Annotated in this window: 12 protein-coding genes and 1 pseudogene; 6 read left to right on the top strand and 7 right to left on the bottom strand. The window is 73.0% G+C overall.

The features are described from left to right. Positions 1 to 2,019 carry a beta-galactosidase gene (locus tag SMD20_RS05555; protein ID WP_329575706.1) on the top strand — a complete coding sequence of 673 codons (2,019 nt, stop codon included), beginning with the start codon at positions 1 to 3 and terminating at the stop codon, positions 2,017 to 2,019. A 7-nt stretch (positions 2,020 to 2,026) separates the two neighbouring features. Here the strand turns inward: SMD20_RS05555 and SMD20_RS05550 are convergent, their stop codons facing one another. The 5 genes and pseudogenes from SMD20_RS05550 to SMD20_RS05530 form a co-directional block, all read right to left on the bottom strand. After that, positions 2,027 to 2,758: a class I SAM-dependent methyltransferase gene (locus SMD20_RS05550; RefSeq protein WP_329592439.1), complete on the bottom strand. Its 732-nt coding sequence runs from the start codon at positions 2,756 to 2,758 to the stop codon at positions 2,027 to 2,029. Between the two features lie 142 nt (positions 2,759 to 2,900). Further along, positions 2,901 to 3,902: pseudogene (locus SMD20_RS05545) on the bottom strand (RNA polymerase sigma factor); the annotation flags it as partial. Between the two features lie 116 nt (positions 3,903 to 4,018). Beyond that, the gene (locus SMD20_RS05540; protein ID WP_329575704.1) at positions 4,019 to 5,152 is read right to left on the bottom strand and encodes a winged helix DNA-binding domain-containing protein; all 1,134 of its coding nucleotides are present in this window, start codon (positions 5,150 to 5,152) and stop codon (positions 4,019 to 4,021) included. Positions 5,153 to 5,168: 16 nt separating this feature from the next. Continuing rightward, on the bottom strand, positions 5,169 to 6,608 hold the full coding sequence (locus tag SMD20_RS05535) for a WS/DGAT/MGAT family O-acyltransferase (RefSeq protein ID WP_329575701.1): 1,440 nt from the start codon (positions 6,606 to 6,608) through the stop codon (positions 5,169 to 5,171). Between the two features lie 55 nt (positions 6,609 to 6,663). Further along, the gene (locus SMD20_RS05530) at positions 6,664 to 7,713 is read right to left on the bottom strand and encodes a winged helix DNA-binding domain-containing protein (RefSeq protein ID WP_329575699.1); all 1,050 of its coding nucleotides are present in this window, start codon (positions 7,711 to 7,713) and stop codon (positions 6,664 to 6,666) included. A gap of 9 nt (positions 7,714 to 7,722) precedes the next feature. Between SMD20_RS05530 and SMD20_RS05525 the strand changes: the two genes are divergently transcribed. Further along, on the top strand, positions 7,723 to 8,901 hold the full coding sequence (locus SMD20_RS05525; protein ID WP_329575696.1) for a cysteine desulfurase-like protein: 1,179 nt from the start codon (positions 7,723 to 7,725) through the stop codon (positions 8,899 to 8,901). 72 nt (positions 8,902 to 8,973) lie between these two features. Here SMD20_RS05525 and SMD20_RS05520 read toward each other — a convergent pair whose 3' ends face one another. After that, on the bottom strand, positions 8,974 to 10,671 hold the full coding sequence (locus SMD20_RS05520; protein WP_329575693.1) for a SulP family inorganic anion transporter: 1,698 nt from the start codon (positions 10,669 to 10,671) through the stop codon (positions 8,974 to 8,976). A 206-nt stretch (positions 10,672 to 10,877) separates the two neighbouring features. Beyond that, positions 10,878 to 11,492, bottom strand: coding sequence for a TetR/AcrR family transcriptional regulator (locus SMD20_RS05515; RefSeq protein WP_329575690.1), 615 nt, complete (start codon positions 11,490 to 11,492; stop codon positions 10,878 to 10,880). 66 nt (positions 11,493 to 11,558) lie between these two features. Between SMD20_RS05515 and SMD20_RS05510 the strand changes: the two genes are divergently transcribed. The 4 genes from SMD20_RS05510 to SMD20_RS05495 all read left to right on the top strand — a co-directional run bounded on the left by SMD20_RS05510 (position 11,559) and on the right by SMD20_RS05495 (position 15,474). After that, positions 11,559 to 13,550, top strand: a complete 1,992-nt coding sequence (locus SMD20_RS05510; protein ID WP_329575688.1) for a HelD family protein — start codon at positions 11,559 to 11,561, stop codon at positions 13,548 to 13,550. A 54-nt stretch (positions 13,551 to 13,604) separates the two neighbouring features. Continuing rightward, entirely contained in the window at positions 13,605 to 13,865 is a 261-nt protein-coding gene (locus tag SMD20_RS05505; protein ID WP_329575685.1) for a hypothetical protein, read from the top strand. Positions 13,866 to 13,934: 69 nt separating this feature from the next. Further along, entirely contained in the window at positions 13,935 to 14,531 is a 597-nt protein-coding gene (locus tag SMD20_RS05500) for an NUDIX hydrolase (RefSeq protein WP_329575683.1), read from the top strand. Between the two features lie 250 nt (positions 14,532 to 14,781). Next, on the top strand, positions 14,782 to 15,474 hold the full coding sequence (locus tag SMD20_RS05495) for a lysophospholipid acyltransferase family protein (RefSeq protein WP_329575680.1): 693 nt from the start codon (positions 14,782 to 14,784) through the stop codon (positions 15,472 to 15,474).

Raw genomic sequence — 15,474 nt, 5'->3', positions numbered from 1 at the left:
ATGAGCCGTATGGACGCTTTCCGCCGCCGGATGGGCGGCCTCGCCTTCGGCGGCGACTACAACCCCGAGCAGTGGGACCGCGAGGTGTGGCGCGAGGACGCGCGCCTGATGCGCGAGGCGGGGGTGAACCTGGTCTCGCTGGGCGTGTTCGCGTGGGCGTCGCTGGAGCCTGAGCCCGGCACGTACGAGTTCGGCTGGCTGGACGAGGTCATGGACCTCCTCCACGACAACGGCATCGCCGTCAACCTGGCCACCCCGACGGCCGCGCCGCCCGTCTGGCTGACGCACCTGCACCCCGAGGTGTTCCCCATCAGGGAGGACGGCCAGCCGTTCGGCTTCGGCAACCGCCTGCACTACGACCCCTCCTCGCCGATCTACCGCCGCTACGCCGCCGCGATCACCACGAAGCTGGCCGAGCGCTACTCCTTCCACCCGGCGCTCGCGATGTGGCACATCAGCAACGAGTACGGCCCCACCGCCTACAACGAGGCGGCGTCGGAGAACTTCCGCCGCTGGCTGCGCCGCAGGTACGGCACCCTCGACCGGCTCAACGAGGCGTGGACCACCCGCTTCTGGGGCCAGGTCTACACCGACTGGGAGCAGATCGACGTCCCGCACATCCCGCGCACCTGGATGAACCCCACCCGCAGGCTCGACTTCAAGCGTTTCACCTCCGACGCGCTGCTGGAGTGCTTCGTCGCCGAACGTGACATCGTCCGCTCCTTCCGCGACGACATCCCGGTGCTGACCAACTTCATGCGCTTCTTCCGGCACGCCGACTACTGGAAGTGGGCGCCGGAGGAGGACGCGGCGGCGCTCGACATCTACCCGAACCCCGCCGACGCCGGCTCGCACGTCTCGGCGGCGTTCAACTTCGACCTGTTCCGCTCGCTGAAGGGCGGGCAGCCGTGGCTGCTGATGGAGCAGTCGAGCAGCGCCGTCAGCCAGTGGTCGCTCAACATCGTCAAGGAGCCCGGGCGGATGCGGCTCGGCTCGCTGCAGGCGCTCGGGCGGGCATCGGACTCGGTGATGTTCTTCCAGTGGCGGGCGAGCCGGGGCGGGCAGGAGCGCTTCCACTCGGCGATGCTGCCGCACTCGGGCCCGGACTCGCGGACGTTCCGGGAGATCAAGGACCTGGGGCGGGAGATGAGGCTGCTGGCCCCGCTCACCGGGACCACCTCGCGGGCGGAGATCGCGATCCTGTTCGACTGGGACGGCTGGTGGGGGCTGGAGGAGGTCTTCGGCCTGCCGCGCAGCGACTTCAGCTACACCGACACGGTGATGCGGCACTACACGCCGCTGTGGGAGCGGCACCACGCGGTGGACGTGGTGTCGGCCGCCTCGCCGCTGGACGGCTACAAGGTGCTGGTGGTGCCGAACGCGTACCTGATCGGCGACGAGGGCGTGCGGCGGATCACCGAGTTCGCGCGGGCCGGCGGGACGGTGCTCATGTCGTTCTTCTCCGGCGTCGTGGACGCCGACAACCGGGTACGGCCGGACGGGTACCCGGGCGCGTTCCGTGAGCTGATCGGCGCGAAGATCGACGAGTACTGGCCGGCCAGGCCGAACGAGCGGTTCACGGTGGAGTTCAAGGAAGGGCCCACCACCACCTCCACCTGGTGGCGCGAGGACCTGCGGCTCGAAGCCGGCACCGCCCTCGCCACGTACGCCGACGGGCTGCTCGCCGGCCGGGCCGCCGTGGTCGAGAACCGCTACGGCGCCGGCCGGGTCGTCTACGTCGCGACCCTGCTGGAGCAGGCGGCCTTCGACGAGCTGGTGGCCGGCACGGTCGAGGCGGCGGGGGTGCGGGCGCGCTTCGCGGGCGTCCCCGCCCACGTGGAGTGCGCGGTGCGCGGGGACGAGACCCACGAGTACGTGTTCCTGCTCAACCACAGCGGCGAGTCCGGCGCGTCCGTGCCTGTGGAGGCGGACGGGACGGACCTGCTCACCGGCCGGGCCGTGACCGGGCGGGTGGAGCTGGAGCCGCTCGGCGCGGCGGTCGTCAGGATCGCCCGCTGAACGGCTCTCACGCCTCCGGCCGCCGCGTGAGGCGGAGCTTGGACTGCTTGTGCAGCGGCTCCCAGTCCGCCATGAACGTCGCCGTGAAACCGTGGCGGCCGGCCAGCTCCACCAGCGTCTCGGTGCGGTAGTAGAAGTCCTCGCGCAGCACCTGGTGCTCGCGGCCCTCGGTGCGGTCGAAGGTGAAGTCGAAGTGCGCCCCCGGCTTCATCACCCGCCCGACGTGCGCGAAGCACTCCTCGATGACCTCCAGCGGCGAGTGCGAGAAGACGCTGTGGGCGTGCACGACGTCGAAGAAGCCGCTGGGCAGGAACTCCAGCCGCAGGTCGCGGACCGGCGTCAGGTGCGGCAGCTTGTCCCGCAGGCCGTAACGGACGAGGGTGTCCTGGGCCGCCATGAGGATGTCGGGCGAGATGTCGAGGCCGTAGTAGTTGCCGGTGTGCAGGTAGTCGATGAACAGCCGGCCGGCGCGCAGGTTGCCGCACCCGATCTCCAGCATCCGGCACTCGGGCTTCAGTCCGTGCCTCACCAGGTAGTCGAACTGGGTGCGGCCGAGCGCGAGCCAGCGCTTGTGCGTGTGGGAGCCGACCGCGCCCTCCGGGTCGCGGGCGGTGTCGGAGCGCATGACGCGGCGGTAGTAGGCGACGTGGTCGCGGCTGCTCAGGCGGAACCACGTGTCGCGGGCCAGGCGCCGCAGGTGCGGCGCGATGCGGTGCGGATGGCCCGCGGCGTAGGCCATCTGGTGGACGAGGCTCGATCGGGTACGTCTCACGCTACGAACGTAGGTCAGCCGCCGGTGCGGTCAGCAGGCCCTTGCGGCACTCTTGAGTGCTTGTTTGCGCAGCCTTTCTCGCCACCGGCGGAACACCCACGCGCGTGGGCTAGCTCAGGTAGTCGCGCAGCGCCAGTGACCGGGAGGGGTGGCGCAGCTTGGACATCGTCTTGGCCTCGATCTGCCGGATGCGCTCGCGGGTGACGCCGTAGACCCTGCCGATCTCGTCGAGCGTGCGCGGCTTGCCGTCGGCCAGGCCGTAGCGCATGGTGATGACGCCCGCCTCCCGCTCGGAGAGCTGGTCGAGCAGGTGGTGGAGCTGCTGCTGGAGCAGCGTGAACGACACCGCCTCGGCCGGGGAGATGGCCTCGGTGTCCTCGATGAGGTCACCGAACTCGCTGTCGCCCTCCTCGCCGAGCGGCATGCTCAGCGAGACCGGCTCGCGTCCGTAGCCCTGGACCTCGATGACGCGGTCGGGTTCGAGGTCGGTCTCGGCGGCGATCTCCTCCGGGGTCGGCTCGCGGCCGAGGTCGCTCTGCAGGCGGCGCTGCACCCGCGCGACCTTGTTGATGAGCTCGACCATGTGGACCGGGATGCGGATGGTGCGGGCCTGGTCGGCCATGGCCCTGGTGATCGCCTGCTTGATCCACCAGGTCGCGTACGTCGAGAACTTGTAGCCGAGCCGGTAGTCGAACTTCTCGATGGTGCGGATCAGGCCGAGGTTGCCCTCCTGGATGAGGTCCAGGAAGAGCATGCCGCGGCCGGTGTAGCGCTTGGCGATGGAGACCACCAGCCGCAGGTTGGCCTCCAGCATGCGGCGCTTGGCCTCGACGCCGTCGGCGGCGATCCACTCCAGATCGCCCCTCAGCTCGTCGGAGAGCCCCTCCTCGGTGTCGAGGCGTTCGCGCGCGAACAGGCCGGCCTCGATGCGCTTGGCGAGGTCGATCTCCTGCTCGGCGGTGAGGAGCGGCACCCGGCCGATCTCCTTGAGGTAGGCCTTGACCGAGTCGGCGCCGAGCGGCGCACCGCCGTCGGCGCTGGTGTCGTCCAGTTCTAGAACCTCTGCTGCTTCGGACAAGACTTTCTCCTCGCTCGCTTTGGACGGACGCACGGAACGTGGTGAGAACGGGACTACGGCATCGCCACCTCGGACATCACGGAAGAACCACCGGCCGCACGGGCCGCCCAACCTCCAAGCTACCCAACGGGGACGACTCGACAGCACGCTCAGGCCCGCGGGCTCCCCTCGCCCTTGCTGTCCGTCCTGGGCGGCAGCCAGGTGAACCTCCCCTCCTCGACGCCGGCGAACGCCATCAGGCGCGCCCCCTCGGCCTCCAGCTCCTCGCGCACCCCGGCGGGCAGCGGGTGGAAGGGCTCGGCCGTCAGCACTCCCCCACCAAGGTTCCACATGCCACCGACAAATCCGTCGACGAGGAACGTGGGATAGATCGCGGCGCCGACGCAGACCGCCTTGCGCTGCTCGGCGGTCATGAACCGGCCGCGGTCGGCGTAGGCGACGATGAGGTTGTCGAACCAGGGCAGGAAGCGCACGGGCGCGGGCGTGCCGGGGTCGGCGAGCGGCAGCCCGGCCAGGTCGTACAGGACGCGGCCGGTCTCGTCCCGGTAGGTCCGCAGGTCCGGCATGCCCTCCATGACCGCGCGCAGCCGCGTGAGCCCCGACCATGCCTGCACGTCCATCACCGACGCCGGGCCGAACGCCGCTAAATACCGCCGCACCAGCCGCTCTGCGGCGGCCTCCGTGCCGGGCGGGCCGTCCAAGGGGCGACCCAGCCAGTCCTCGGCCAGGGTGAACGGCGTGGCGCCGCCGCGGCCCCAGACGCCGCTCGGCGAGGTGTGGACGATGGGCAGCAGCGTCTGCACCGCGTAACCGAGCGCCACCGGGTCGGCCTGCGGCCACCGCTCGCGCAGCAGATCGCGCAACTGCGGCCGGGTGAGCACGCGCCCGTCGCGGTGCGCGCCCGCCAGGTGGGCGCGGGCCAGCTCGGTGAGCTCCGCGTGGTCCACGTCCCGGAGTGCGCGGCCGAAGGCGCCCTTCCTCGCGCGGTCGAGGACCGGCTGCACGAGCGGGCGCAGCCAGGCGTAGTCGTCGGCGAGCGAGAGGTGCTGGGTGGCGCGCAGCAGCGCCCCCCGGACGACCTGCCCTCCGTGGAGGAGGGCGGTCAGGTCGTCCTGGGTGAAGGAGGCGAGGCGCGACCAGAGCCCGATGTACGGCGCGTCGGCCTCCTGTCCCTGCAGCGCGACCAGCCGCGCGACGGCCTCGGCGGGAGGCAGGGCGGCGCGGGCCAGCAGGAGCTGGCGGTCCAGAGTCGTACGGTTGAGCACCCGGCGGTCGAGGATCATCCGCCGAGCGTAGGCGTCAACGCGGCAAGGATGATTCCGCGTTCAGCAGGTCGTCGAGGGCGGCACGCAGGTGCCCGGCGAGCTCCCAGGCGTCGGGGATCATGGTGCGGTCGGTGACGACGCCGATGTCGAGCGAGCCGTTGTAGGAGAAGGCGGTGATGTTGACGCCGCCGCTGACGTCCGTGATCACCGAGACCGGATAGTGGGTCAGGAGCAGGTTGCCGCACACGTACAGCGGGAACTGGGGGCCCGGCACGTTCGAGATGATCACGTTGATCGGCGGGACGGTCTCCCCCACCAGCGCGAACGCCGAGCGCGAGGCCAGCCCCATGAGCGCGGCCGGCATCGAGGCGCTGAACTCGCGCAGCCAGCGCGCCGGCGCCAGCGCGAAGCGGTCCTTGATCCGGCGCATGGCCCCGCGCACCTCGTGCAGCCGCTCGACGGGGTCGGCGACGTGCGTGGCGAGCGGCGCGGTCATGATCGTCACCTGGTTGCCCGGCCCCGGCATGCCCGCCTCGCGCAGCGAGAACGGCACCCCGGCCACCAGCGGCCGGCCCGGCACGCCGCCGTGCCCGGCCAGCCAGCCGCGCAGCGCGCCCGCGCACACCGTCATGACCACGTCGTTGACGGTCACGCCGAACGCCTTGCGCACCGCCTTGACCTCCTCCAGCGGCAGCGACACGTACGCGAACCGCCGGTGCTGCGAGACCGGCCCGCTGAACGGCGTCCGGGGCGCGGGCAGGGCGGGCAGCCCGGGCACGCCGCCCGCGCCGGCCACCCTGCGGGCGAGCCCGGACAGCAGCCGGGTGCCGGGCAGCCACGACACGACGGGGATCTCGTCCAGGTACGGCACGGCCGCCGCGGCGAACCTGACCACCCGCGCCGGGTTCGCCGCGAGCCTGGCCAGGCCGCGCGCCACCATCTCCGCCTGCCCGGGCGGCGGCTCGTCCCGGTCGGGCTGTGGTTCCTCGGTGCCGGGCGCGGGCGGCGGCTCGGGGGTGGTGTCGAGCAGCGCGGCCAGCACGTCCGCGCCGCCGATGCCGTCCACGGCGGCATGGTGGATCTTGGTGTAGAGGCCCGTGCGGCCGCCGGACAGGTTGTGGACGAGGTAGATCTCCCACAGCGGCCGGCTCCGGTCCAGCCGGCGGGCGTGCAGCCGGGAGACCTGCTCGGCGAGCTGCCGGTCGTCGCCGGGCTCCGGCAGGCCGATCTCGCGGACGTGGTAGTCGAGGTCGAGGTCGTCCTCCTGCACCCAGTACGGGTGGTCCAGCCCGAACGGCACCGGCGCCAGCCTGCGCCGCAGGGCGGGCACGGACGGCAGCCGCCGTTCGAGCAGGGCCTGCAGGTCGGCGCGGTTGAGTGCGCCCTCCAGGATGGCGAGGCCGGCGATGTTCGCGACGTTCGTGGCGGTCTCGATGCTGAGGAACTGCGCGTCCAGGGCGGTGAGCTGCGGCACGGCGTACCACCTCCGTCCCGAACCAATCAAACTCCGTCCGGCGCGGCAAGCACCGTCAGGCCGTGACCTCCAGGTCGTGCGTGGCGGCGTCCGGCTCGGCGAAGGCCAGCATCCGCAGGCCCTCCTCCGCCACCGCGTCCCGGGAGAGCTTCGCCTCGAAGGGGCTGATCAGCAGCTTCGCCTTCTTGCCCGAGCGCTTGATCTGCCACGTCCCCGCCGCGAACCCGTCCACCAGGACGACCGCCCGCACCCGCAGGTTCTTGGTGGTGACCAGGCCCTTGTACGCGTCGGCCAGCAGCCGGGTGCGGTCGGCGTGGCCGAGGACGAGCGTGTCGAAGTCGGGCAGGAACCGCACCGGCGCGGGCACGTCGCCGCCCGGCCGGGGCGCGCCCGGCAGGTCGAACAGCTCCTTGCCGGTGGGCCCGGCGAGCCGGTCCAGCTCCATCGCCTCCATGACCGGCCGCAGCCCGCCGAGCCCCGACCATGCCTGCACGTCGGCGGGCGTGGCGGGGCCGTACGCGGCCAGGTAGCGCTCGACGAGCGCCTGCGGGCGGGGCTCCGGGTCGAGGCCGATGCCGGGCGGGGCGAAGGCGGGGTCACGCGGGAAGCTCCACCGGTCGTCGGTCGGCACGACGGCGAGAGGGGTCAGCATGCGCACGGCGTAGCCGAGCGCCCGGTCGTTCGCGCCGGGGAACTCCTCCAGCAGCCGCGGGCGCAGCTCGTTGAACGTGTGCGGCCGCTCGGCCAGCATCCGGCCGGCGGCGGCGACCACGGCAGCGGCGTCGTACCCGTCGAAGCGGCGCGCCGCGGCGGCCAGCACGGGCGCGAGCAGCGGCCGGAACGCCGCGAAGTCCGCCGCCGTCACCAGGTGCAGCGTGGCCCGCCACATCGTGGCCCGCAGCACGGTCCCGGCGTGCAGCGCGTCGTGCAGTCCCGCCCGCTCGAAGTTCGCCAGCCGCGACCACACCCCGAGGTACGGCGGCCGCGGCTCCTGCGCCTGCAGCCCGGCCAGCCGGTGCACGACGTCCGTCACGTCGCCTTCATACCGGTCGAGCAGGTGCTGCCGGGCCAAGGTCGCACGGTTGAGGTCGCGGAGGGTGAGCATTTACCTATCATGCCCTTCCCCATCAAAGCGGTACGCGCCTGCTACCCCGCTCTCAACGACGGCTACGCCTATCTCGACGGTGCCGCGGGCACACAGACCCCGCGATCGGTGATCGAGGCCATCTCCGACGCCTACCGCGGCGGGATCGGCAACGTGGGCGGCGCGTTCCCCGCCAGCCACCGCTCCGACGCGATCGTGGCCGCCTGCCGCGCCGCCGTGGCCGACCTGGTCGGCGGCGACCCGCGCGGCGTGATCCTCGGCCCGAACATGACCACACTCACCTACCGCCTGTCCCGCGCTCTCGCCGGGCCAGGGGACGAGGTCGTCGTCTCCCGGCTCGACCACGACGCCAACGTCCGCCCCTGGACCCAGACCGGCGCGACCGTGCGCTGGGCCGAGGTGGACCCGGTGACCGGCGAACTGCCCGTCGAGCAGTACGCGAGCCTCATCAACGAGCGCACCCGCGTGGTGGCCGTGACCGCGGCGAGCAACATCATCGGCACCCGTCCCGACGTCGCCGCCATCGCCGAGCTCGCCCACCGGGCGGGGGCGCTGATGTACGTGGACGGCGTGCACGCCGCCGCCCACGGCCCCGTGGACATGCGGGCGCTCGGCGCGGACTTCTACGCCACGAGCGCGTACAAGTGGTCGGGGCCGCACGTCGGCGCGGTGGTGGCCGACCCGGCGCTGCTGGAGACCCTGCGGCCGGACAAGCTGGCCTCCTCGCCCGACACGGTGCCGGAACGGTTCGAGACGGGCACGGCGGCCTTCGCCGACCTGGAGGGCGTGACGGCCGCCGTGGACCACCTGGCCGCGATGGTGCCCGGCACCGGCAACCGGCGCGAGCGGCTGCTCGCCTCGATGGCGGCGGCGGAGGAGCACGAGATGGAGCTGTTCGGCACCCTGATCGAGGGCCTGGAGACGCTGCCACGCGTCACGGTGTACGGCAAGCCCGCCCGGCGCACCGCCACCGCGTACTTCACCGTGGCCGGGCGGACGCCGCGCGAGGTGGCCGAGCACCTGGCCCGGCTGCGGGTCAACGTCTGGAACGGCCACAACTACGCCTGGGAGCTGACCGGCGCGATGGGCATCCGCGACACGGGCGGAGCCGTACGCGCCGGCCTCGTCCCCTACAACGACCGCTCCGACGTCGACCGCCTCCTGGAGGGCATCGCCCAACTCACCTGACCGCCCCCGATCCCCCGGCCCCGGTCCCCTTGCGCCCGGGACCCGGGCCGGGGGGCAAGGGGACCGGGTGGGTCAGCCGGCGAGGCGGGGCAGGACGCCGGTGTTGTGCAGCCGGTCGCGGGCGGCCGCGATGGCCTCCGTCGTCGTGGCGAACACCTGGCCCGCCTCGCTGAGCCGGGCGATCACCCCCAGCGCCTCCAGCGGCTGGTGGTGGCCGTCCGGGATGCCGGAGACGTAGACGAGGATGCCGCGCCGTTCGAGGCGTTCGATGGCGTCGCCCAGGACCAGCGCCCCGCTGGCGTCGATGCCGTTGACCCGTGACATGCGCAGCACGACCACCGACACGCCGGTCACCGCCGACAGCTCCAGCAGGAACCGGTGGGCCGCCGCGAAGAACAGCGGCCCCTCCAGCCGGTAGGTGACGATGTGCTCGGCGAGCAGCGCGTGCTCGTCCTCGGTGTGCTGCGGGTGCTCCTCGTGGCGCAGCGGCTCGGCGTCGAGGCGGGTGTTGCGGGCGAGCTGGCGCAGCGCGAGCGCCCCCGCCACCACGAGCCCCACGACGATGGCGAGCACCGTGTCGAGGATGAGCGTGGCGACGGCGGTGAGCACCAGGACGACGGCGTCGGACCGGGTGGAGCGGAACAGGGCGCGGACGGTGCCGACCTCGATCATCCTGATGGACGTGGCGAGCAGCACGCCGGCCAGCGCGGCGAGCGGGATCTTGGACACCAGCTCGGCCCCGGCGTAGACGATGGCGGCGAGGATGCCCGCGTGCGAGAGCGCCGCGAGGCGCGAGCGGGCGCCGGCCCGTACGTTGACCGCGGTGCGGACCATGGCCCCCGTGCCGGGCATGCCGCCGAACATGGGCGCCACCAGGTTGGCCACCCCCTGCCCGAACAGCTCCCTGTCGGGGTCGTGCCGGGGGCCCTTCGTCATGCCGTCCGTGACGGAGGCCGACAGCAGGGACTCCAGCGCGGCGAGGGCGGCCACCGCAAGGGCCGGCCCGACCAGCGACGGCAGCGCGGCGGCGTCGAGGAAGCCGAGCGACGGCGCGGGCAGCCCGGTGGGCAGGGTGCCGATGCGGGCCAGCGGCAGCTCGGCCAGCTCCGCGACGACGGCGGTGACGACCACGACGAGCAGCGAGAACGGCACCGTGGGCCGCAGGCTCGCCCCCACGAGCAGCACGGCGGCCACGGCGATCGTGACGGACATGGCCCACCAGTGGGGGCGGGCCAGGAAGTCGAGCAGGGCGTGCCAGGCGACGACGGCGACCTTGTCGTGGCCGCTGGCCGGCACGCCGAGCGCGGTGGGGAGCTGCTGCAGCCCGATCACGCAGGCCACGCCCACGGTGAACCCGGCCACCACCGGGGCGGGCACGAGCGCGATGAAGCGGCCGGCGCGGGCCAGCGCGAGCACGATCAGCAGCAGCCCGGCCAGCACGCCGACGGCGAGCACCCCGGAGGGGCCGTGCGCGCTCATGATCGGGAGGAGGATGACGGTCATGGCGCCGCTCGTGCCGGACACCTGGACCCGTGAGCCGCCGAAGAAGGCGGCGAGCGCTCCGGCGACGATGGTCGTGGCGAGCGCGGACTCGGCGCCCATGCCGGAGCTGATGCCGAAGCCGAGCGCGAGCGGGAGGGCGACGATCGCCACGGTGAGCCCGGCCACGAGGTCGTGGCGCGGGGTGCGGGTCATGGCGAGGAGGCCGGCCGGGTCGGGCAGGACCGCGCGCAGACGCTCCCAGGCGAAGGAGAGCCGGACGCCGGTCACGATCCGTGATCCTTCACAATCACCCGGTAATCGCATATATCCGTAAATGAGCCTTCCATTGTCACTCCTTCTGGTAAAGAATCCCGTGACGCTCATCGCACGACTAATGCACGTCACCAAGGCGTTGTTCAGAATATCAAGCGCACCTTGGACGACCTGGTTGAACACCGGCTGTCTCGCGGACAGCGGAAAGCCCCATTACCGGATTAATAACCATTCATCGTCAACAAAGAGAATGCCCGGTTCGCGGCATCAACAGCCTCCGGCTCGACCTCGGCCGGCGGACGGCCCTCGGCGAGCCGCTGCCAGATGCGGCGGGCCAGCACCCGCTGCGCGGCCAGCGCCTGGGCGGCGAGCAGCGCGGCGGTCAGGTCGTCCAGCCCGCCCGATTCCACGAGGGCGTCCGCGAGAGCCTGCTCGTCGCGGGAGATCTGCTGGAACATCCGCGCCTGGAGGCTGGGCGTCGAGAACACCATGCGGTGGAAGGCCATGACCTCGGGGTGGTCGTTGAGCCCGGTGACGGGGTCGCGGCGGGCGAGCCCGTCGAGGAAGTGGCGGCGCAGCGCCTCCAGCGGCGTCTCCCCCTCCGCCCGCGCCCGCACCACGCGGGCGGACTCGCCCTCGTGGTCGGCGATCCGGTGCAGGACGAGGTCCTCCTTGGCCGGGAAGTACTTGAACAGCGTCGGCTTGGACACGCCGGCCGCCGCCGCGATCTCGGTGACCGGTACCTCGTCGAAGCCCCGCCGCAGGAACAGCCCGATCGCCGCGGCGGAGATGGCCTCACGCACGCGCTGCCGCTGGAGCTCCCTGAGTCCCGTCACCAGGCCACTCTAGCAAAGTGTTAACCTGGTCAAAATCTTAACCGGGTTAACACTTGAGGAGGCGCGATGGGGACGCTCGACGAGGAGCGCGCGTACGTCGAACGCTGCCGGGCGGGCCTCCGCCGCATGCTGGAGGGCGCGCGGGACAACGTGATCGTCGGCGAGAGCGTGGCCGGCGACCGCTACAGCGCCGAGCGGCTGGGCCGCCACCTCAAGAGCCTCGCCAAGGAGCTGAGCGAGGAGCCGGAGGGCCCGCCGTTCTTCGGCCGCCTCGACTTCGGCGCGGACTCGGCCGAGCACCGGGGGCGCGCGTACCACATCGGGCGGCGGCACATCACCGGCGAGCACGGCGGACCGCCCGTCGTGATCGACTGGCGCGCGCCGGTGGCGCGGGCCTTCTACCGCGCCGGGGCCCGGGATCCCCAGGGCGTCGCGGTGCGCCGCAGGTTCGGGTGGTCGGGGATGACACTGACCTCGTACGAGGACGAACGGCTCGATCGGGGCGAGGAGGGCGGCGGGCGCCTCCTGGCGGCCGAGATCGAACGCCCGCGCGTCGGCCCCATGCGCGACATCGTCGCCACCATCCAGCCCGAGCAGGACGACCTGGTCCGCGCCGGGCTCGACGTGAGCGTCTGCGTCCAGGGCGCGCCGGGCACCGGCAAGACGGCGGTGGGCCTGCACCGGGCCGCCTACCTGCTCTACGCGCACCGCCGCCGCCTGGAACGCGGCGGCGTGCTCGTCCTCGGCCCGAACCGCGCCTTCCTCGGCTACATCTCCGCCGTCCTGCCCGCGCTCGGCGAGGTGGACGTCGAGCAGACCACGCTGGAGCGGCTGCTCGCGACCGTCCCCGTCACCGCCGCCGACGGCGAGGAGGCGGCGGCCGTCAAGCACGACGCCCGCATGGCGGAGGTGCTGCGGCGGGCGCTGTACGGGCGCATCAGCAAGCCGGTCGAGCCGGTCACCGTGGCCGACGGCTCCTACCGGTGGCGGGTCGGGGAGGACGAGCTGCGCCGCATCGTGGACGACGCCCGCCGCGCCTCGCTCCCGTACGGCGTGGGCCGCGAGCGCGTGCACGCGCGGACGCTCGACGCGGTCCGCCGCCAGGCCGAGGCCCGCGGCGTCAGCGCCAACGCCGCCTGGAGCCGCAGGACGGCCCGCGCGCTCGCCCCCGCCCTGGACGCCCTCTGGCCGCCCGTCAAGCCGGAGGAGGTCCTGTACGAGGTCCTGAGCGGCCCGGCGGGCGACGGTACGGACCCGGCGCGCGGGGTGCTGACCGACGAGGAACGGGCCGCGATCACCTGGGCCCGGCCCCCGCGCGGCCCCAGGAGCGCCAAATGGACGGCCGCCGACGTGGTGCTGCTCGACGAGATCGCCGGGCTCGTCGAGCGGCCGCGCGGCTACGGCCACGTCATCGTGGACGAGGCCCAGGACCTGTCCCCGATGGAGTGCCGCGCGGTGGCCAGGCGCAGCGAGCACGGCTCGCTCACCGTCCTCGGGGACCTGGCCCAGGGCACCACGCCGTGGGCGGCGGCCTCGTGGCCGGAGCGGATGGCGCTGCTCGGCAAGCCCGGCGGCGAGGTGGTGGCGCTGACGACCGGCTTCCGGGTGCCGGGGGCCGTGGTGGAGCTGGCCAACGGGCTGCTGGAGTCGCTGGAGGTGGACGTGCCGCCGACGCGGTCGTACCGGTCGGACGGGCGGGTGCGGGTGACCGCCGTCGAGGAGCTGGGGAAGGGGGTGGTGGCGGCGGTGCGGGAGGCGTACGGGTTCGAGGGGTCGATCGGGGTGATCGCCGCCGATCCGGGGGCCGCGGAGCTGGCCGCGGCGCTGCGTGACGAGGGCTTCGACCTCGGCGACCGGCTCAGCGTGGTGAAGGCGTCGCTGGTCAAGGGGCTGGAGTACGACCACGTGGTGGTCGCCGAGCCGGCCGCGATCGCCGAGGGCGAGCGGCGCGGGCTCAACCGGCTGTACGTGGCGCTCACCCGGGCCGTGTCCCGGCTCGACGTCGTCCACGCGCGGCCGCTCCCGCCCCAGCTCGCCCGGACGGGGACAACGGGCTGACAAGGCCCTGGCGGAGGTGTGTGATGGAGTTCCCCGCCGGAAGGAGCCCGCCCGGTGCCCCACCCCGACGACCCGCCCCAGGACGACGCCGCGCGGCGGCGCCGGGGAATCGATCAGGTGTCGTCGGTTCTCGGCTGCGTGTGCGCGGCGGTGGCCGTGCTGTACGCGCCCGTCCTGTTCGGGCTGGCGGGCATCGTCCTGGGGATCGTGGGCCACCTGCGGGGCGAGCCCCTGGGGAAGTGGGCCGCGCCGGCGGCGGGCGTGGGCATGGGGGTGGGGACGGTGCTGACGCTGGTCCTGGAGAGCGTCAGGTGAGACCCGGCCCCGGAGACGCGTGATCGTCACGTCCCGCCGCGCGGGGGGCGGGCGTGAGATCCTGTACGGGTGCTGTCGCCGATCGACGTGTTGCGCGAGGAGGTGGCCGCCCGGCTGGCCGCGTTCGACCGGCGGGAGGTGCCGCCGGTGGGCGGCGTACGCCGGGCCGCCGTCACCGTGTGCGTGCTGGAGGACCCCGGCGGCGTCCCGTACACCGTGGTGATCAAGCGGGCCTCGCGGGGCCGCAACCCCGGGCAGTGGGCGCTGCCCGGCGGCCGGCTCGACGACGGCGAGCAGCCGGTGGAGGCGGCGCTGCGCGAGCTGGCCGAGGAGACGGGCCTGACCGGGGTCGAGGTGGCGGGGCTGCTCGACGACTTCGTCACCGACTCGGGGTTCGTGATCACGCCGGTGGTGGCGTTCGGCGGCCGGCAGCGGCCGGTGGCCGATCCGCGTGAGGTGGCGTCGGTGCACGAGGTGCCGCTGGAGTGGTTCCTGGCGCCGGGGGTGCCGCGGTGGGAGGGCGAGCTGCTGCAGATGCCGCTGGGGCCGTCCATCGTGATCCACGCGCCCACGGGGGCGATCCTGTGGCAGTTCGCCGAAGTGGCGCTGCGGGGGCGCGAGCAGCGGGTCTTCGACGTCGTCCAGCCTCATTGGACGCGGACATGACCACGCCTCCGGCGAGCCGGTGGAATAGCGGGCCCCGATCGTCCGTTAGCATCGAGAGGCCGATGTGGTCTGTGTCCCCCGGGCCGCAAATTACCGCCTTCACGGAATACCGTTCGGCTGGAGCCGTGTTGTGCACCTCGCCGAGGAGGCGACCGCCACATCGGCCTCAATCTTTCCAGGCGCTCCGCTCACCGGCGGAGCGCCTGCTCTATGGTGGGTGGCCGAACGCCCGATGATCCAGGAGAGCCTGTTGCTTTACGAAGTGGTCAAGTTCGCCGCCGCTCCGCTGACGCACGCGATGTGCCGGCCGCACATCACCGGCGCGGCGCACGTCCCGAGGAGCGGGCCCGGGATCCTGGCCGCCAACCACCTGTCGGTGCTCGACTCGTTCCTGCTGCCCGCCCTGCTGCCGCGGCACGTGACGTTCACCGCCAAGAACGAGTACTTCGACGGCAACCCCATCTCCGGCTTCTTCATGCGTCTCGGGCGGAGCCTGCCGATCGACCGCGAGAGCGCCCACGCCGCGCAGGCGATGCTGGAGGAGGCCGCGGCGCTGCTGGAGCGGGGCGAGCTGTTCGGCATCCACCCCGAGGGCACCCGCTCCCCCGACGGCCGCCTCTACCGCGGCAAGATCGGCGTGGCCTGGCTGACGCTGAAGACGGGCGCGCCGGTGCTGCCGGTGGCGCTCAGCGGCACCGAGAAGGTGCTGCCGCTGGGCTCGAAGGTGCCGCGCCCGGCGCGGATCGGCATCGCGATCGGCGAGCCGATGCGTTTCGAGGGCGACTACCGCAGCGCCCGCGACCGGCGGCGGGTCACCGACGAGGTCATGGCCGCCATCCAGCGGCTCTCCGGGCAGGAATACGTGCCCGTCTACGCCTCCAGCGTCAAGGGGGCCAACGGCGCGGTCGTGGCCCGCACATCGTCGGCGGAGGCGGGGGGCTGA

The sequence above is a fragment of the Nonomuraea sp. LP-02 genome, from assembly GCF_036289125.1.
In the GTDB taxonomy this organism is placed as follows: domain Bacteria; phylum Actinomycetota; class Actinomycetes; order Streptosporangiales; family Streptosporangiaceae; genus Nonomuraea; species Nonomuraea bangladeshensis.
Note: the sequence above shows the minus strand (reverse complement) of the source record. Positions and strands in the feature narration are given on the sequence as shown.